The organism is Pseudalkalibacillus sp. Hm43, from assembly GCF_054170705.1.
In genome coordinates, this window is sequence record NZ_CM135129.1 from 3502468 (window position 1) to 3521901 (window position 19434).

The following is a 19434-nucleotide window of genomic DNA, read 5'->3' on the forward strand; positions in this document are numbered from 1 at the left end:
TGTGTTGCATCGATGATATGATTCTAATGTGATAATAATCGAATATTCTTGTAAAAGCAGAAGCACCCGCTTCTCACCTGATTGGCGCACTTGCGTGCAGCTGGCAGGTACAATGAACGAGATCTCCAAAAAGATCGAACTTTCAGTGTGGGTGTGGTATGCGCCGACGCTTTTTCTATTTGGTTTTAAAAAATAGATTGCTTTTTACAAGAAGATATTAGGTTGTAAAAATCGATGGAGGTGGCTCATTATTAGTAAGGACATGATGGTCAACGAAGGCATTCGCGCTCGCGAAGTACGCCTAATTGGCGCCAATGGTGATCAAATTGGCGTGAAATCTCGTCAAGAAGCACTTGAAATTGCTCAAAACGCAAACTTGGATCTTGTTCTTGTTGCCCCTAACGCGAAACCACCGGTATGCCGAATCATGGACTACGGTAAGTACCGTTACGAGCAACAGAAGAAAGAGAAAGAAGCGCGTAAGAATCAGAAGACGATTACGACGAAGGAAGTTCGTCTAAGTCCGAATATTGAAGAACACGATTTCAATACAAAGCTTCGAAATGCGAAAAAGTTTCTTGAAAAAGGAAACAAAGTCAAAGCTTCCATCCGCTTCCGCGGTCGTGCGATCACTCACTCCGAGCTTGGACGTGAAGTGCTCATGCGAATGGCAAAAGAGTGCGAAGAACTTGGAACAATCGAATCCAAGCCGAAGATGGAAGGCCGTAGCATGTTTTTAATCCTTGCTCCACTTGCTGAAAAGCAGCAATAACTGTCTGCTACGAACAGTTCTAACGGACCAGAGGATGTACAAGTATTCAAAGGAGGAACTTTATTATGCCTAAAATGAAAACTCATAAAGGGACTGCTAAGCGATTCAAGAAAACTGGAACTGGTAAATTGAAGCGTGCACACGCGTTCACAAGCCACATGTTCCGAAACAAGTCTCAAAAGCAAAAGCGTAAGCTTCGTAAATCTGCTCTTGTTTCTAAAGGTGACTACAAGCGCATCAAAGACATGATCTAAATCGGAAATTCAAAAGTCATCCGCTGACTTTTGAACCCGTTCGAACTTAAACATTTTACTGAAAAATTTAGGAGGGATTACAATGCCAAGAGTAAAAGGTGGCTATGTAACACGTCGTCGTCGTAAACGCGTCTTAAAACTTGCAAAAGGTTATTTTGGAGCAAAACATAAATTATTTAAAGTTGCTCAGCAACAAGTATTCAAATCACTACGCTATGCGTACCGTGATCGTCGTCAAAAGAAACGTGATTTCCGTAAGCTTTGGATCACACGTATCAACGCAGCAGCTCGTATGAACGGAATTTCTTACAGCCGCATGATGCACGGATTGAAGCAAGCTGGAATCGACGTTAACCGTAAGATGCTAGCTGAACTTGCAATCAACGACGAAAAAGCATTCGCAGAACTTGCATCTAAAGCAAAAGACAGCCTAAAGGCGTAAACTTTTCAAAATGAGGGGATTGACTATTAGAGTCAATCCTCTTTTTACATAACAATGGGGTTGGGTTTCGAGAGCAATTATGTCCTCGTAAATGCTGAAATCCTAAAATGAGGGACAGCAAGAGGCTCTTTCTATCCTCAAAACTGCTGAAATCCTAAAATGAGGGACAGCAAGAGGCTCTTTCTATCCTCAAAAATGCTGAAATCCTAAAATGAGGGACAGCAAGAGGCTCTTTCTATCCTCGAAAATGCTGAACTCCCAAAATGGAGGACAGTAAGAGGCTCTTTCTATCCTCGAAAATGCTGAAATCCGAAAATGAAGGACAGAAAGCGGCTTGGATAGGCGTACTAACAAGGCTATATTCCTTAGACGGAGGTGATCGGATGGGTCAGACGGCTACTACATGTGAGCTTTGCGGTCGAGAAGGTGTACAAACGACCGAGCATCACCTTGTTCCGCGTGAATATGGTGGAACTTTCGGAGAAACGGCCCAGCTCTGCATTCCTTGCCATAAGCAGGTGCATGCTCTTTTTACAAATGAGGAACTGGCCACCTTATACCCGGACTTGAAGTCGCTTAGAGCAAACGAAAAAATCCATAAATACATCAAGTGGATCCGCAAGAAGCCTTCATCAGCCATCCCACTCACCCGTAAATCCAACGCTAAGAAAAGGAAAGGCAAACGATGATCATACTTACTATATTCATAGCACTCAATCTATACGGACTCATCATCATGTACATGGACAAAAGAAAAGCGAGACAGCAGCAGTGGCGAATTTCGGAAGGACACCTCTGGATTGTCGCCATCATAGGCGGAGCCGTCGGCATATTCACCGGAATGCGCTTGTTCCGTCACAAGACGAAGCATGCTACTTTTAAATACGGCGTACCTGCGATCATCGCGCTTCAAGCGATCCTCTATTTCTATTGGTACGTCTAATCCATCGGTCATACTCATATCATTGTAAATGGGGGGATGTAGATGGAACAGCATGCGATGCAACTCATCCACTGGCTTGGCGCAAGCGGTGCATTAGCCCCAATCCTATTTATTTTCCTGCACATTCTACGGCAATTTCTGTTCATACCTGTCGGCTTCATTTGTATATTAGGTGGGGTAGCTTTCGGTGTCATTTTCGGTACGATCTACTCGTTAATTGGCATTACACTTGTCAGCCTGTATTTCTATTTTTTAGTGAAGTCGCTTCCGAAGTCGTACAGCAGGTTTATGAAACTGAAGGAAAGATGGTTCGGTAAACGCTCCACCCTTTCATTCGGTCAGATCACGATTTTACGACTTGTGCCTTTTCTCCATTTTCATCTCATATCACTTTGCTTGATTGAAATCACCCGCAATTTTAAAGATTATACAAGAGCTTCAGTGTTCACGAATGTGCCGCTCGCGATTGTTTACACGTCGGTAGGAAGCTGGCTCAACCAACTCACTGTTCAGTGGATGCTAACCCTACTCTTTATCCTCGCCGTTCTATTCTATGCATTGAGGCGAAAGGAATGGGTCTACAAATGGCAGGAGTTCTTTGCTGAAGCACGGTAAAAGGAGACGGAACCGATTCCGTCTCTTTCTTTTTGTTTTCAAACGACCTGCAATCACTGATATACTTTTAACAGCTAGATCAGAAAGGGGAATCAGCATGAATTTGAAGCTACAATCCTTATTTGAAATGCAGAATGAATTGGATCGAAGAATAGAACGAGAACGAGGTCTTGAGAACGAGGACTTGGTCGATAAAAAGATACTTGCGCTTCAGGTCGAACTTGGAGAGCTCGCAAATGAAACGAGATGCTTTAAATTCTGGAGTTCAAAGGCTCCTTCTGAACGAAGTGTCATACTAGAAGAGTTTGTGGATGGCATCCACTTCCTCCTGTCTCTCGGACTGATCCTTCCGTACGATGTACCGCAACAAATGCAGGTGCCGGAACTGGTACAAGAAAACCTTGTCGATGCATTCCTGAAAGTGTATGAAGACCTTACGAATTTGAAAAACAATCGTGAGGATGTCAATAATTACGTCACTTTAATGGAAGACTATCTGATGATCGGGCGTTTATTAGGATTCACTTCTGAAGAGATTAACGAAGCCTATTTATCTAAAAATGAAGTGAACCATTCTCGTCAAGATCAAGGGTATTAATCCATAACGATAACGTACAGACATCAGGAGGATCTTCATGAACAAATTAGACGAGACACTTACCATGCTGAAAGAACTGACCGATGCAAAAGGGATTCCGGGCGATGAATCGGAACCACGAGAAGTGATGCGCAAATACATAGAGCCGTACGCGGACGAAGTATATTGCGACAACCTGGGTAGCTTGATTGCGAAGAAGGAAGGGTCGAAGAATGGACCGTGCATCATGATGGCAGGGCACCTGGATGAGGTCGGATTCATGGTCACGAGAATCGACGACAAAGGTTTCCTTCGGTTTCAAACGGTCGGAGGCTGGTGGGGTCAAGTCATGCTGGCGCAACGGGTTACGGTAAAAACTAAAAAAGGCAATGTGGTCGGAGTGATCGGATCGAAACCGCCGCATATTCTTTCGCCGGAAGCACGTAAGAAACCGATGCCGATCAAAGATATGTATATCGATATTGGAGCGGGAAGCAAGGACGAAGCGATGGGATTCGGTGTGAGGCCGGGGGATTCCGTCATTCCTTATTTTGATTTTACCGTGATGAGCAATCCGAAAATGTTGCTTGCCAAAGCATTCGATAACCGGATCGGTTGTGCGATCGTCATAGATACGATGCGCCAACTCAAAAAAATCAAACATCCGAATACGGTTTATGGCGTCGGAACCGTTCAGGAAGAAGTCGGTTTACGAGGTGCAAAGACCGCTGCGAACCTTATCAACCCGGACATTGCCTTTGCGATTGATACAGGAATTCCAGGTGATACACCGGGTGTGACTGACCGTGATGCCTTGTCCGTTCTAGGTGAAGGTCCTCAAATCATCATATATGACGCAAGAACGATTGCCCACCGTGGATTAAGAGACTTCGTGCTCGAAACAGCGGAAAAGAACAACATCCCTTATCAGATCGACACGACTGCAGGTGGGGGAACAGATGCAGGAAATATCCACATCAGTCACGATGGAGTACCAGCAGTATCCATCACCATTGCGACTCGATACCTCCATACGCATGCTTCCATGATCCACCGTGATGATTATGAGAATGCGGTGCGCTTGATGGTCGAGATCATCAAAGGACTTGATCAGAAGCAGGTTGAAAAAATCATTCAATGTTAATACGAAAAAAGGACCTGCAGCTGAGGTCCTTTTTTTATGGATGTATGGGTTATTGAAGTCCTTCTGACAAGATTTCAAGCAGTTCATTCTTCTCATTCTCATCGGCATTCTGCCAAATGACTTCAAACAGTACGCCGAGACCAGGGAGCATTTTTTCTTCGCCACTCTTGATTGCTTCCATAATCGTGCTTTCCAGTTCATCATGACTGTTACCGGAAACGTTGGCCAAAACCGCTTTTCTTAAGTTCAAATCCATACCTTTTCACCTCTTATTTGTAATTGGAGTATTGCTCATAGCATTTGTATGTTGATAGTTTTTATCCAGTTTCATTGGATTATGTATCAGATTGACGTATAATATCATTATTATTTCGAGGAATTAAAGGAATGAAGGCCATGAATCGAATTACATCACCAAAAAATGGACGAGTGAAAGAATGGAAGAAGTTGAAGAGCCGTAAAGGTCGGGAAAAAGCAGGTGCCTTTATCATTGAAGGTCCTCATCTGATCGAGGAAGCGTTGAACCATCATGCTGAAGTCACCGACTTGATCATCGAAGAGTCTTTCCGTGTACCGCATGAATGGCATACGGGCAATGTGACGACCTGGCTCGCGACGGATTCCGTCATCAAAGAACTGACGGATACGGAAACGCCTCAAGGAATTGTGGCGATTGTCCAATTCCAACAAGAAAAGCATGAACTGAATCCGGAGGGTACATACATTTTAATTGATGGGATACAAGATCCAGGAAACCTCGGAACGATCATCCGTACGGCAGACAGTTCGGGGGCAGATGGCGTCATACTCGGTCAAGGGAGTGTAGACGTCTATAACAGCAAAGTGCTCCGCTCCACACAAGGATCGATTTTCCACATGCCAATCCTGAAGGGTGATTTGACCGACTGGATTCCGACGTTAAAAGAAAAAGGAATCAAAGTATATGGCACTGCATTGGAAGGTGGCGTTCCCTATACTGATGAAAAACCGGACGGTGGATACGCGCTGATTTTAGGGAATGAAGCTAATGGTGTCCATCCAGATCTGTTGGCACAGACGGATCAGAATCTATACGTGCCGATCTATGGAAAAGCAGAGTCGTTGAACGTAGCGGTTGCGGCTGGTATCTTGCTGTATGGTTTAAAGTTGAGCCAATAGGTCGATAATAGTTGCATGAACGAAATGGAACTTTTATAATACAGTAGTAGAAAACAATTGGATAAGATATGAAAAACGATGATGGAAAGTAGTACATTATTTGTCACCTTTCAGGGAGAGCGTGCCATAGACTGGGAGCATGCTTATGGTTGAGGTAATGGAATTCAGTCCGGAGTTGCCTTTCGAACACTGGTCGTGTTGTGCGATGAGCTAAGATTGTGCCGGGAAATCCGTTAAATGATGAAGTGAACAATTGTGTTTTTTTGTGATTGTTAATTAGGGTGGTAACGCGAAACCTTCGTCCCTTTGTGGGGGCGGAGGTTTTTTTAATTTCATTTTTGCTCTCCTATCGTCTCTTTCCGTATGGTGAGTCACTTACAAACAAGTTTGACGATGACTCACATACTTCAAGAGACCGTTCGTTCCACTCACAAAAAACTTTTTGGATAGGAGAGCAATGAGGATTATTCGAGGTTGTACTAGGTTTTAGATTAGCCAGGGTGAAATACGTGTAAGTTTGGACTTATTTTTGAATTCATTTTTTAAGAAGGATAAAGGAGGAACTGTTATGCAAGAACGTTTGATGACCTTGCAAGGTGAGGCTGTAGAGAAGATTGAGAAAGCAGCTTCACTGAAAGAATTGCAGGATATCCGTGTCGAGTATTTAGGAAAGAAAGGCCCGATTACGGAAGTGTTGAAAGGAATGGGGAAACTTCCGGCAGAGGAGCGACCGAAAATGGGTCAGCTCGCCAATGAGGTGCGTGACGCCATCACTCAGAAAGTCGAAACAAAGCAGGAAAAGCTTGAAAGAGAAGCGCTCGATGCGAAGCTAAGTAGTGAGACCATCGATGTGACATTACCGGGACGCCCGGTTCGTAAAGGGAATGCACACCCTCTTACGGCTGTCATTGAAGAAATTGAAGACTTGTTCATCGGAATGGGCTTCTCTGTTGCAGAAGGTCCTGAGGTAGAGACGGACTATTATAATTTTGAAGCATTGAACTTACCGAAGAATCACCCGGCACGTGATATGCAGGATTCCTTCTTTATTACAGAAGACATTTTGCTTCGTACGCAAACGTCACCGGTTCAAGCGCGTACGATGGAAAAGCATGAAGGAAGAGGACCTGTCAAAATCATCAGCCCTGGTAAGGTATACCGCCGTGATACAGATGATGCGACACACTCCCATCAGTTCATGCAGATTGAAGGGCTTTACGTTGATAAAGATGTCCGTATGAGTGATTTGAAAGGTACGTTAACGTTGTTCGCTCAAAAGTTGTTCGGTGCAGAGAGAGAAATTCGTTTACGTCCGAGCTTCTTCCCGTTCACTGAACCATCGGTAGAAGTGGATGTATCTTGCTTCAAATGTAACGGTAAAGGCTGCTCGATCTGTAAACGTACAGGCTGGATTGAAATATTAGGTGCTGGAATGGTACATCCGAACGTACTTGAAATGGCAGGATTCGATTCCAAAGAGTACACAGGATTCGCATTCGGAATGGGACCAGAACGAATCGCCATGCTGAAATACGGCATCGATGATATCCGTCATTTTTATGCGAATGATGTTAGGTTCCTAGAACAATTCAAACGAGCTTAGTTGTTGTTTAAAAAGTGCGGTAAACATAGCTATCGAATTTCTTTGTTGTGTTTCCACTCCGGTCCTCAAGTAGTTGCAATCTACGTTCCGGTCCTCGTGGCTTCCGCGCCTCGAACTTCTCTGCTCTGTTTGTCCTCTTTTTAAACTTAGATTGAAATTGAAGTAGTGAAAATGAACTGATGAATCAAGGGGAGTGAAATCATGTTAGTATCCTATAATTGGTTGAAAGAATACGTCGATCTGGAAGGTGTCACGCCAGATGAGCTTGCAGATCGCATTACGAAAAGCGGAATAGAAGTTGAAGGCGTCGAATCCTTGAACAAAGGGATCTCTGGTGTTGTCGTCGGACATGTGGAAGCATGCGAGCAACATCCGAACGCTGATAAATTGAACGTGTGTAAAGTGAACATCGGTGAAAACGAGCCGGTCCAAATCATTTGTGGTGCTCCAAATGTCGCTGCAGGTCAAAAGGTTGCTGTCGCGAAAGTCGGCGCAGTCTTACCAGGTGATTTTAAAATCAAAAAAGCGAAGCTCCGTGGTGAAGCCTCTCATGGTATGATCTGTTCTCTTGAAGAGCTTGGTGTTGATGCGAAAATGGTGCCGAAAGAGTTCGCTGATGGCATCTATGTTCTAAAAGAAGATGCAGAAGTCGGATCGGACGCGCTTGCGGCTCTGAATCTAGACGATCATATTCTTGAACTCGGACTTACACCGAACCGTGCGGATTGCTTGAATATGGTAGGGGTGGCTCACGAAGTTTCGGCGGTGCTTGAAAAACAACTGAACTTGCCGAAGCCCACTTTATCCGAAACAACCGAGTCTGCATCAGACTACATTTCTGTGAACATTGAAGACCTTGAAGACAATCCATACTATGGGGCGAAAGTGATTCGGAACATCCAGGTCGGTCCATCTCCTGAATGGATGCAAAATCGTCTGATCGCAGCTGGTATCCGTCCAATCAACAATGTAGTTGATATCACGAACTATGTATTGCTCGAGTACGGTCAGCCGTTACATGCCTTCGACTACGATCGTTTCGGTTCCAAAGAGATCCTCGTTCGCCGTGCGAAAGATGGGGAAGAAATCGTTACATTGGATGACGAGAAGAGGAAACTGGAAGCGCATCACCTTGTCATTACGAATGGTTCTGAGCCAGTCGCAGTTGCAGGTGTGATGGGTGGCGCGGATTCTGAAGTGTCTGATACGACGACAACTGTGTTGCTTGAAGCGGCTTACTTCAATCCGTCACTTGTACGTCAAGCATCAAAAGATCTTGGACTACGAAGTGAGTCATCGACTCGTTTTGAAAAGGGAATCGATCGAAACAGAGTATATGAAGCAGCTAACCGTGCTGCTCAACTACTTGAAGAGTTTGCAGGTGGAGAAGTACTGGAAGGTATGGTCGAAGCGGGCCCAAGATATGTCGATCATTACAACGTCACGGTCAGCGGTACCCGTGCAAACAAAGTGTTGGGGACATCCATCCATACGGAAGATATCCACGAGATCTTCAACCGCCTTGGTTTTTCTTATGAAGTAGAAGAAGACGTATTCAATGTGGAAATTCCAGCGCGACGACCGGATATTACGTTGGAAGAAGATTTGATTGAAGAAATCGGACGAATTTACGGCTATGATCGAATTCCGACGACTCTTCCGGAAGGTTCAACGACTCCAGGGGAATTGAATCCTGCTCAGAAGAAGCGTCGTCTTGTACGTCGTTATCTTCAAGACTCAGGTCTCTATCAAGCGATTACGTACTCCTTGACGACAGAGAAAAAAGCTAACCGTTATCACGGATTGACAACGGAAGACCAACCTGCTTATGTTGGGGTTTCCATGCCGATGAGCGAAGAACGTGCTGTTTTGAGACGTACGATCTTACCTCAACTGTTAGAGGTCGTCCAATACAACCAAAATCGCCAAATCAACGATGTCGCGGTATTTGAAGTTGGTTCGACTTACATGACAGAGGAATCAAACCTGAAGAGTCTACCGAATGAACATCAGAAGCTCGCAGGAGCGTTCACTGGGCTATGGCATACACACCCTTGGCAACAAGAGAAGAAGCCAGTCGACTTCTACGTTGTGAAAGGTGTGCTCGATGGTCTGTTTGAAAAGCTTGGATTGAACGAGCGTATTGAGTATCAACAAGCTAAACGTGAAGGATTCCATCCAGGTAGAACGGCGATTCTTCTTCTCGATGGGAAGCAGATCGGAATCGTCGGTCAATTGCACCCAGCGGATCAGAAAGATTGGGACATCAAAGAAACGTATCTGTTCGAACTTGAGCTGGATGAATTGTTCTCAGCGGACGTACCACCAGTGGTTTACAACGCCCTCCCGCGTTACCCATCCATTACCCGTGACATTGCACTGATTCTGGATCAGGATGTGCAAGCGGGTGAAGTCCAGGCAGGGATTCAAGCTGCTGGAGGAGACTTGCTGAAACAAGTATCCATCTTCGACCTTTACGAAGGTGAGCATATGGATGAAGGCAAAAAATCCGTGGCGTATTCACTTACGTACTACAACCCTGAAAAAACGTTAACGGATGAAGATGTTGAAAAGGTCCACCACAAAGTGATCGACTATGTGAAAGACCAATTCAATGCAACAATGAGAGGATAAATAGAAAGGGTAGATGACCGTAATCCGTCGTCTACCCTTATTTTTTGCGCTTTTGATTCACAAGCTTCATCGCTTTTTGAGTGTTTGCAAAGTGGGATTTGCTGATGCTTTTCAAGAAATCCGAGCTCTTTCTCATGACGATCTTTGCAGCTGCTTCATCTACAAGAGGTCCCGCTCCTTTAGGAATAGTGACGCCTGCATGTTCAGACAATTCATCCATCTTTTTCAAAAAGGCATAACGAGCGATGATGGAGGCCGCAGCAACAGCTAAATGCAATTCCTCTGCTTTCGTTTCAAAAAAGAAAGGAAGGTTATCGCCTGGCTGTTGGTTCGTATGTCTGAAGAACACCTCTGGCTCACAAAATTGGTCGATCAACACGCCTTCTACATCTTCTGTATCAGAAATTTTATCAAATACTTTACGAATCGCTTGCTGATGAAGCATCGCTTTCATTTTCCCTTGTGACAATCCTTTTGCTTGAAGTTCATTATATTTCGGATTCGGCAGGACCATCAAGCTGTATGGAATCGTTTGGATCAGACTTTTTGCAATCTCAATGATCTGAGGGTCTTTCATCATTTTGGAATCCTTTACCCCAAGCTCTTTGACCAAAGCCATATTTTCTTTGGACACAAAAGCTGCAACGACTGTGATCGGTCCGAAGAAGTCTCCCGTTCCGACTTCGTCTGAGCCGATCAAGGACATGGACGAAACATTTTCAGGTGGTAGATAGGCATGCTTCTTCCGTTTCTTGTCAGAACTTGGTTTGCTGTCTTTTTCGATAGAACCCCAACGGGAAGCCTCTTCTTCAGCGGCTGGACCTTGAAAGAGGATTTTACCTGATTTATAGGCCGTGACCGTACATCCATTGACCTTCGCGACGAAAAGCCCTCCTTGAGGGACTTTCGGTTGTATGTAGGGTTCATAAGCATTTTGGATTTCATCTATTTTAGTCTTACTCAGTTTCAATACGGCATTTGCCATTCCATTTCACCTTCAATTTCCTATGTAATTAGTGCCATACCCTCATTATAACGAAGCAAGAAGCTCAGCGGGAATCGAATTTAACTTGATTTGCCAATGACATATTCAGTAAAATAGAAGAGGACTTATGTTAATCTTTGTAGGACCGTGTTGATTTTTAAAAAATCAACTTCATTCGATCGACGAACTTTATGTTAAAATATGTCAAGAGCAAAAGTCTCATTATTCTCATTCTTACCTGTTCATGTTAAGATAATGATTAGTCATTTACGAGTTAGGAGGCTTTTGGGTGTCTAACCAAAATCGAACGACAGTACATATATTCGGTCAACAATATACAATCATTGGTGAAGAGGGGGCTGGGCACGTTAATAAAGTGGCGGACCTGGTCGATCAAAAAATGAGAGAGATCCGTCACCAAACGAACAATCTAGATACGAAACAACTTGCCGTTCTAACAGCGGTCAACATTACGAATGATTATCTCAAACTGGTAGAAAGAGTGAAACAGTTAGAGGGAAAGAAAGAGGAATAAAAGGATGGTCGATTTACTTTTAATAGGGGTTTTAATTGTCGGTTTCTTAATTGGGTTACGTAGAGGTTTGATCCTTCAACTCGTTCATTTAACAGGATTCATTGCCGCTTTCATCGTTGCCTATCTGTATTTTGATGATCTAGCTCCAAAACTACGCTTGTGGGTTCCATACCCGACGATTTCAGAGGGCAGCTCATTAGCCATTTTCATGAATTCAGGCTTTTTGGAAGATGCCTACTACCGTGCAATCGCGTTCGCGATGCTGTTTTTCGGAACGAAAATACTCCTACAAATCTTAGGATCCATGTTGGATTTCTTGGCTGACCTGCCAATTTTACGGACAATCAACGGCTGGCTTGGTGGTGTACTCGGATTTGTAGAAGTGTATCTCGTCATCTTCCTATTCTTGTATATCGCAGCGCTAGTACCGCTCGATTCCATACAATCCGCCATGTCCGATTCATTCATAGCAAAGGCGATGGTGGAACATACGCCGGTTTTCTCTGAGAAAATCAAGAGTATCTGGATAGCGGAGATCAATACAAAAATTTGATGATTTAAAAAGTTCAAAGGATAAGGAGACTTATCCTTTTTCTACATTCTTGAATAGGGGGTACAGCCGCTTCTGATTCTTCATGGTGACCTCGTATACAAATTCGACGGATGGGAAGTGCTTTTTTTATGAACAAAAAGTTGATTATAAAAATGATGGAACAGATTGCTTTATATATGGAAATCAAAGGTGAAAACAGTTTCAAAGTTTCGGCCTATCGCAGAGCAGCTCAAGCGTTAGAAAGTGATTCAAGAACGCTTGATGAAATTGAGGATATTGGCAATCTGAAAGGGATTGGGAAAGGTACCTTATCTGTCATTGAGGAAATCATTGAAACAGGACAATCTTCCTTGCTGGAAGAGTTGAAAGAGGAGTTGCCTGACGGTCTGATTGCCCTATTGAATCTACCGGGTCTTGGTGGGAAGAAGATTTCCCGTCTGTACCATGAGCTTGGTGTAACGGATCTCCAATCTTTAAAAGAGGCTTGTGAGGAAAATAAAGTACAAGCGATGCAAGGCTTCGGTAAAAAGACGGAAGAGAAGATCCTAGAAGCGATAGAGGATTATGGTAAAAGACCTGAGCGTCTCCCGATTGCCATGATGCTTCCAATCGCAGACCGCATTGAAGAGCAGCTGGACCACATTGATGGTGTCGAGCGTTTTTCACGTGCGGGTAGCATTCGTAGATATAGCGAAACGATCAAAGATATCGATTTCATCATAGCGACGACGACACCAGACAAAGTCGTTCCACGTTTGGAAGACTTGGAAAATGTCACGAATGTCATCGCATCCGGGTCAACGAAAGTCTCGGTTGTCGTCACTTATGACTATGATATTTCGGTAGATTTCCGACTCGTCAAACCTGAAGAATTTGCGACGACTTTGCATCATTTTACCGGATCAAAAGAGCATAACGTCAAGATGCGTCAGCTAGCAAAAGAACGCTCTGAAAAAATCAGTGAGTATGGTGTAGAGGATGCAGAGACAGGTGAAATCACCACTTTCAAAACGGAAGAAGAATTCTTTGGACATTTCGGGCTAACCTTCATCCCCCCACAAGTTCGTCAAGGGAAAGAAGAGCTTGAGCTTTTCAAAGATAAGATTGAATATATTGAGCGAAGCGATATCAAGAGTGATCTCCACATGCATACAACCTGGAGTGATGGTGCCAACTCTATCGAGGAGATGGCTGAGGCTGCTCGTAGCCAAGGATATAGCCATATCGTCATCACGGATCACTCTCAATACCTCGTTGTCGCAAATGGACTGACGCCAGAACGGATCATGCAGCAACAAGAAGAGATTAAGAGATTGAATGAAAAATGGGACGACTTTACGATTCTTTCCGGCATCGAGATGGACATCTTACCAGATGGGACGTTAGATTATGAGGACTCACTGCTGGAACAGTTGGATTTTGTCATCGCTTCCATCCATTCTTCCTTTTCTCAAAGCAAAGAAACGATCATGAAGCGACTGGACACAGCGCTGAACAACCCGCATGTCGATTTGATCGCACATCCGACTGGACGTATCATCGGTCGTCGTAATGGATATGCCGTGGACGTGGATGAACTGATTGAAAAGGCAGCGGAGACAAATACGGCACTTGAATTGAATGCGAACCCGAATCGATTGGATCTGGCACCAGCATGGTTAGCGAAAGCGCAAGAGAAAGGTGTCAAGCTATCGATCAATACGGATGCCCATGTCCATGAAACACTGGAGCATATGGACATCGGTATCAAAGTCGGTCAAGCAGCATTGCTTCGGAAGGAAAACGTTTTGAATACGTATACGTTGGAGGATTTCCGTGCTTTTCTGAACCGACATAAGTAAAGGAATGTTACAGGAGGCTCACCGTGAACGAACGAATACTTAGAGTTTTAGAATATACAAAAATCAAAGAACAACTGCTTGAGCATGTCTCCTCTTCTTTAGGGAAAGAAAAAATCCATGACCTTAAGCCGTGGACGAATTTTGAGGATGTGAACCATCAGCAGAACAGTACGGATGAAGGTGCACAGATTCTCAGGTTGAAAGGCCATGTTCCATTAGGCGGTATCCGCGATATCCGTGCGTCGTTGAAGCGTTCGGAAATTGGCGGAATCCTAAGTCCGGAAGAGCTCGTCGATATCTCGACCACTATCCATGGGGGACGTAGGTTCAGAAGATTTATAGAAGGCACGTTGGAGGACGAAATCGAGCTGCCGATTTTAGCGGATCTCATTGAACAGATCGATCCTCTACAGGAAGTGGAGCGAAAAATCAAAGATTGCATTGATGATCAAGGACATGTGATGGATACAGCAAGCCCTGCTCTTAGAACGATTCGTCAACAATTAAGAAGCTTTGAATCCCGTATCCGTGAAAAACTAGAGTCGATCATCCGATCTTCAAAATCACAAAAGATGCTGTCTGATGCCATTGTCACAATCCGAAATGATCGCTATGTCATTCCAGTCAAGCAAGAATATCGTTCAGCGTTTGGCGGTATGGTTCATGATCAATCCGCTTCTGGTGCAACATTGTTCATTGAACCTCAGGCAGTTGTAACAATCAACAACCAATTGAAAGAGACGAAGAGCAAAGAGTATCAAGAAATTCAGCGCATCTTGAAAATGTTGACGGAAACAGTGGCTGAAGTGTCTGGATTTTTAAGTCACAATGTCACTGTCCTTGCAGAAATTGATTTCATTTTCGCAAAAGCGCGCTATAGTCACGCGATAAAAGCGGTTAAGCCGAAAATCAATGATAACGAATACATGAACTTGAAACGAGCGCGACATCCACTGATTTCTGCAGATGAAGTCGTTCCGATCAATGTCGAGCTTGGCGGAGAATATAATGCACTTGTCATTACTGGTCCAAACACGGGTGGTAAGACGGTTACGTTAAAAACGATCGGCTTATTATCCTTGATGGCACAATCCGGTATGCAAATACCGGCAGAAGAAGAATCGGAAGTGACGGTTTTCGAATCGATCTACGCGGACATCGGGGATGAACAGTCCATTGAACAGAACTTGAGTACGTTCTCCTCTCATATGACGAATATCGTGGATATACTCGATCGGGTCAACTTCAAGTCGTTGGTCCTGTTCGACGAACTCGGCGCTGGTACAGATCCGACTGAAGGAGCTGCACTTGCCATCTCGATTCTCGACTATGTCAATGAACGAGGTTCAAAAATTGTAGCGACGACTCACTACAGTGAACTGAAAGCTTATGCGTATAATCGTAAAGGCGTCATGAACGCAAGTGTGGAGTTCGATGTGGAAACGTTACGTCCGACCTATCGCCTATTGATCGGTGTACCAGGACGGAGTAATGCTTTCGAAATCTCCAAACGGATCGGACTGAACGAAAAGATCATAACCGATGCAAAGTCTCACATCAGTGAAGACAACAACAAGATCGATGTGATGATCGCTTCCCTCGAAGATGCTCAGAAAAGAGCTGAACGAGAACGTGCGGAAGCTACCGATATCCATCAGGAAGCCGAAGACTTGAAGCGTGATCTTGAACAGAAGTTGAAAGAGTTCGAACAGCATAAAGAAAAACTGTATGAAAAAGCGGAACAGGAAGCGAAAAAATCTGTTGAACATGCTCGCCAGGAAGCAGATGAGATTCTCAAAGAGCTCCGCGGATATCAGAAGGAATACGGAAATGTGAAAGAGCATAAGCTCATCGAAGCCCAAAAGCGGTTGGATGAAGCAGCTCCAAAACGGAACAAAGCCCTGAAAACACCGACAACGAACAAAAAAGCGCCAGATAATTTAAAGCCTGGTGAAGAAGTGAAAGTGTTAACCGTGAACCAAAAAGGTCATATCGTTGAAAAAGTCGGTTCGAATGAATATCAAGTCCAGATCGGCATCATGAAAATGACGGTCAAAGCGAACGAATTGGAGCCGATCAAATCAGAAAAGAAAAGAGAAACGAAACCGTTCGTCAAAGTGGAAGGAAGTTCTGTGACAAAGCCTGAACTGGATCTAAGAGGGGAACGATATGAAAACGCGCTTCGAGCGGTCGATAAATTCTTGGATGATTCGTTACTCGCCGGATACCCTCAAGTTTCAATTATTCACGGTAAAGGAACCGGGGCATTGAGAACAGGTGTGCAGTCGTTGTTAAAAGAACATCCGAATGTGAAAACGACCCGACTTGGGAATGCAGGTGAAGGTGGAAGCGGCGTCACGATCGTCGGACTGAAATAGAAAGCGGGGAAATCATGGACAATTGGTTGGCTAATCCTTATGTTGAAACTGTAGCAAATTATAGTGTCGTCGTATTGAGTCTCATCGTTTTTCTCGCCATTTTTGAAGTCGTAACGAAGTATAAAAATTGGGAAGAGATCAGTAAGGGCAATTTGTCAGTTGCTATGGCGACAGGAGGAAAGGTATTCGGGATTGCGAACATCTTCAGATACTCAATTGAACATAACGATTCCATTTTGGATATGACGATTTGGGGCGTTTATGGTTTCTTATTATTGTTGATTGGATACTTCATTTTTGAATTTCTGACGCCACGGTTTAAGATTGACGATGAGATTCAAAAAGACAATAGAGCTGTCGGATTTATTTCCATGATTATATCTGTGGGATTATCCTTTGTCATCGGCAGCGGAATCGGATAGGTGAAAGCATGGAAACATTATGGAAAGTCCTCTTAGTATGCTGCGGTCTCTTCATCGTGGCAGGTATCATTTATTTGTTCGTGTGATTTTTAACTGATAGTTGCTTTTGAGTCATTTTAAAAGAAACCATGTGCAAGTTGATTGGAGAGCAAGGTGCGAGACTCCAGCGGGATTAGCGGGACACGTGAGACCATTCACTTTTTAAAGGATCTTCGACTAAGTTCCACCACGTCCTGTGGTGAACGTCGAAGCCAGCACATCCTGTGCAAGTGAGTGGGCTCACCGCACGCCCCGCGGAAAGCGAGCACCTGGAGAGCGGAAATCAACGACTTTCAAGAGCAACAGAGACTGCGAAAACATGCTTTTAGTATAGACTAGGGTGTGAATTTCGTTAGAAATAAAATTAAGCTTTAGACCTCCTTTGACTCTAATGTCAAAGGGGGTCTTTTTTCCTTGTTTTACTAATACAATTATTACAAGCAAGAAAATTTATTGGAAATATTCTAAAAATATATAAAATTGTATCCGTTTTCATTATAATAGTAGTAGAGAGTGAGTTTTTCATAGGAAAGGAGCGGTAAAAAAGGAGGAGATTAAGGTGGAGAAAAATTGGTTACTGCAGTATCCCGAAGAAATCCCTCACGAAATCGAGATTGACGAAAAGCCTTTGCAATTCTATCTGGAAGATGCAGCTCGTAAGCACCCAGAGAAACCCGCTTTAGATTTTCTAGGTAAGCGGATGAACTACGGGGAAGTTTATGAAAGCGCCTTGAAGATGGCGAATCAACTACGGTCCCTTGGTATTCGGAAAGGAGATCGGGTCGCCATCATGCTTCCGAATTCGCCGCAATCAGTCATCAGTTATTATGGTGTATTGTTGGCTGGAGGCATTGTCGTCCAAACCAATCCTCTCTATACGGAGAGGGAGCTGGAACACCAGTTGACAGACTCTGGTTCTAAGACGATCATTTGTCTGGATTTATTGTTCCCGCGGGTCGAGGCAGTGAAAAAACGGACTTCACTCGAACATGTCATCGTTACCGGAGTGAAAGACTATCTGCCATTCCCGAAGAACCTCATCTATCCATTCGTTCAGAAAAAGCAGACCAACATTGTTGTGCGTGTCGAATACAACGACACGATTCATTCCTTCAGAAAGTTGCTGGATGAAGGAGACATGAACCCGATTGATGTTGAAGTGGATGCGAAAGAAGATCTTGCTTTACTACAGTATACGGGTGGTACGACAGGTCCTGCGAAGGGAGTCATGCTCACGCATTACAACCTTGTCGCAAATACGATGCAATGCCGTTATTGGATGTATAAAGCGAAGTATGGAGAAGAAAAGATTCTTGGTGCATTGCCATTCTTCCATGTGTACGGAATGACATGTGTCATGAACTTTTCGATCATGTACCTGGCTGAAATGATCATTCTCCCTAAGTTTGATCCGAAGCAGGTGCTGAAAGCCATCGGTAAGCATAAGCCGACGATGTTCCCAGGCGCACCAACGATGTACATCGCTTTATTGAATGATCCGAATATCAAATCGTATGACTTGTCTTCAATCGCAAGTTGTATCAGCGGTTCAGCTCCACTTCCTGTTGAAGTTCAGGAAAGCTTTGAGGAGATTACAAAAGGGAATCTTGTTGAAGGTTATGGATTGACCGAAGCATCACCAGTCACCCATGCCAACTTCCTGTATGGTAACCGAGTCATCGGTAGTATCGGGGTCCCTTGGCCGAATACAGAAGCGGCCATCCTATCTGCTGAAACAGGCTCGATTGCCGAGGAAAAGGAAGTCGGAGAGCTGATGATCAAAGGTCCACAGGTCATGAAAGGCTATTGGAATCAACCCGAAGAGACAGCTTCCACGTTCCACGAGGGTTGGCTGTTGACCGGAGATATGGGATACATGGATGAGAAAGGTTACTTCTATATCGTCGATCGTAAAAAAGATATGATCATTGCCGGTGGATTCAACATCTATCCTCGAGAAATCGAAGAGATTTTGTTTGAACATCCAAAAGTGAAAGAGGCGACCGTCATCGGTGTTCCAGATCCATATCGAGGAGAAACTGTGAAGGCTTTCGTCGTTCTGAAGGATGGGGTTACATGTACAGAAGAAGACCTGGATACCCACTGTAGGAAGTATCTGGCCTCCTTTAAAGTTCCGCGCCTTTATGAATTCAGGGATGAACTTCCGAAAACGATGGTTGGAAAAGTACTCCGAAGAGTCCTCGTTGAGGAAGAAAAGCAGAAACTGAAAGAAAGCGCTAAAGAGAATGCGTAACAGAGAAAAGGATCCCGATATCGGGGTCCTTTTTTATTGGTGATTACTAAAGGAGCGTTCTGATAGGGTGAAAAAGCAGAAATCGCCAAGTCACCCACTCAGAAATGACTTCTTGTGAGAAGAGATGCTGGAAATCAACTTTTTTCATATTAAAATGCAGAAATACAGTGGCATACTTTCATGATCATCTTTGCAGTCCTAGTTGACCCTTTCTTGTTATTTTTTTGACAGATTAATGATATAATTCAGATAATCGACAGGATGCGTAAAATTCTGAAAAATACG

19 protein-coding genes and 2 other annotated features are annotated in these 19434 nt (G+C 44.0%); of the genes, 17 read left to right on the forward strand and 2 right to left on the reverse strand.

Translation table 11 applies throughout. The features are described 5' to 3' along the window. The first annotated feature begins 48 nt into the window (after window positions 1-48). Window positions 49-182 (forward strand) — a sequence feature (ribosomal protein L20 leader region). Window positions 183-262: 80 nt separating this feature from the next. From infC to ACXQIQ_RS18205, 8 genes are all read left to right on the forward strand, one after another. Continuing rightward, on the forward strand, window positions 263-772 hold the full coding sequence (gene infC / locus ACXQIQ_RS18170; protein WP_226546739.1) for a translation initiation factor IF-3: 510 nt from the start codon (window positions 263-265) through the stop codon (window positions 770-772). Window positions 773-837: 65 nt separating this feature from the next. Next, entirely contained in the window at window positions 838-1026 is a 189-nt protein-coding gene (gene rpmI, locus ACXQIQ_RS18175; RefSeq protein ID WP_439300974.1) for a 50S ribosomal protein L35, read from the forward strand. Window positions 1027-1108: 82 nt separating this feature from the next. Further along, entirely contained in the window at window positions 1109-1468 is a 360-nt protein-coding gene (gene rplT / locus ACXQIQ_RS18180) for a 50S ribosomal protein L20 (protein ID WP_439300973.1), read from the forward strand. Between the two features lie 383 nt (window positions 1469-1851). After that, window positions 1852-2157, forward strand: coding sequence for an HNH endonuclease (locus tag ACXQIQ_RS18185; protein WP_439300972.1), 306 nt, complete (start codon window positions 1852-1854; stop codon window positions 2155-2157). Continuing rightward, window positions 2154-2411 carry a DUF1294 domain-containing protein gene (locus ACXQIQ_RS18190; protein WP_439300971.1) on the forward strand — a complete coding sequence of 86 codons (258 nt, stop codon included), beginning with the start codon at window positions 2154-2156 and terminating at the stop codon, window positions 2409-2411. Before ACXQIQ_RS18185 ends, ACXQIQ_RS18190 begins: the two co-directional genes overlap by 4 nt. 42 nt (window positions 2412-2453) lie before the next feature. After that, complete coding sequence (locus tag ACXQIQ_RS18195; protein WP_439300970.1) at window positions 2454-3026, forward strand: TVP38/TMEM64 family protein; 573 nt, start codon at window positions 2454-2456, stop codon at window positions 3024-3026. Window positions 3027-3123: 97 nt separating this feature from the next. Then, window positions 3124-3624: a dUTP diphosphatase gene (locus ACXQIQ_RS18200; RefSeq protein ID WP_439300969.1), complete on the forward strand. Its 501-nt coding sequence runs from the start codon at window positions 3124-3126 to the stop codon at window positions 3622-3624. Window positions 3625-3661: 37 nt separating this feature from the next. Continuing rightward, entirely contained in the window at window positions 3662-4747 is a 1086-nt protein-coding gene (locus tag ACXQIQ_RS18205) for a M42 family metallopeptidase (protein ID WP_439300968.1), read from the forward strand. Between the two features lie 49 nt (window positions 4748-4796). On the opposite strand, the gene sspI is transcribed toward ACXQIQ_RS18205, so the two are convergent. Then, entirely contained in the window at window positions 4797-5003 is a 207-nt protein-coding gene (gene sspI, locus ACXQIQ_RS18210) for a small acid-soluble spore protein SspI (RefSeq protein ID WP_226546732.1), read from the reverse strand. Between the two features lie 140 nt (window positions 5004-5143). On the opposite strand from sspI, the gene ACXQIQ_RS18215 reads away from it, so the two are divergent. From ACXQIQ_RS18215 to pheT, 3 genes are all read left to right on the forward strand, one after another. Then, the gene (locus ACXQIQ_RS18215) at window positions 5144-5905 is read left to right on the forward strand and encodes a TrmH family RNA methyltransferase (RefSeq protein ID WP_439300967.1); all 762 of its coding nucleotides are present in this window, start codon (window positions 5144-5146) and stop codon (window positions 5903-5905) included. A gap of 69 nt (window positions 5906-5974) precedes the next feature. Beyond that, window positions 5975-6214: a binding site (T-box leader), on the forward strand. Between the two features lie 259 nt (window positions 6215-6473). Beyond that, window positions 6474-7508 (forward strand): phenylalanine--tRNA ligase subunit alpha, encoded by a 1035-nt coding sequence (gene pheS / locus ACXQIQ_RS18220; RefSeq protein ID WP_439300966.1) that lies wholly within the window; start codon window positions 6474-6476, stop codon window positions 7506-7508. A gap of 201 nt (window positions 7509-7709) precedes the next feature. After that, entirely contained in the window at window positions 7710-10142 is a 2433-nt protein-coding gene (pheT, locus tag ACXQIQ_RS18225; protein ID WP_439300965.1) for a phenylalanine--tRNA ligase subunit beta, read from the forward strand. A 37-nt stretch (window positions 10143-10179) separates the two neighbouring features. On the opposite strand, the gene rnhC is transcribed toward pheT, so the two are convergent. Next, on the reverse strand, window positions 10180-11127 hold the full coding sequence (rnhC, locus tag ACXQIQ_RS18230; protein ID WP_439300964.1) for a ribonuclease HIII: 948 nt from the start codon (window positions 11125-11127) through the stop codon (window positions 10180-10182). Window positions 11128-11416: 289 nt separating this feature from the next. Here rnhC and zapA point away from each other — a divergent pair, with 289 nt between their 5' ends. The 6 genes from zapA to ACXQIQ_RS18260 all read left to right on the forward strand — a co-directional run bounded on the left by zapA (window position 11417) and on the right by ACXQIQ_RS18260 (window position 19149). Then, entirely contained in the window at window positions 11417-11662 is a 246-nt protein-coding gene (gene zapA / locus ACXQIQ_RS18235) for a cell division protein ZapA (RefSeq protein WP_226546727.1), read from the forward strand. Between the two features lie 4 nt (window positions 11663-11666). After that, entirely contained in the window at window positions 11667-12215 is a 549-nt protein-coding gene (locus ACXQIQ_RS18240; RefSeq protein ID WP_439300963.1) for a CvpA family protein, read from the forward strand. Between the two features lie 128 nt (window positions 12216-12343). Then, the gene (gene polX / locus ACXQIQ_RS18245; RefSeq protein ID WP_439300962.1) at window positions 12344-14056 is read left to right on the forward strand and encodes a DNA polymerase/3'-5' exonuclease PolX; all 1713 of its coding nucleotides are present in this window, start codon (window positions 12344-12346) and stop codon (window positions 14054-14056) included. Between the two features lie 23 nt (window positions 14057-14079). Further along, entirely contained in the window at window positions 14080-16434 is a 2355-nt protein-coding gene (locus ACXQIQ_RS18250; RefSeq protein WP_439300961.1) for an endonuclease MutS2, read from the forward strand. Window positions 16435-16448: 14 nt separating this feature from the next. Further along, window positions 16449-16856, forward strand: a complete 408-nt coding sequence (locus ACXQIQ_RS18255) for a DUF350 domain-containing protein (protein ID WP_439300960.1) — start codon at window positions 16449-16451, stop codon at window positions 16854-16856. A gap of 598 nt (window positions 16857-17454) precedes the next feature. Then, window positions 17455-19149 (forward strand): AMP-binding protein, encoded by a 1695-nt coding sequence (locus ACXQIQ_RS18260; RefSeq protein ID WP_439300959.1) that lies wholly within the window; start codon window positions 17455-17457, stop codon window positions 19147-19149. Window positions 19150-19434 lie beyond the last annotated feature (285 nt).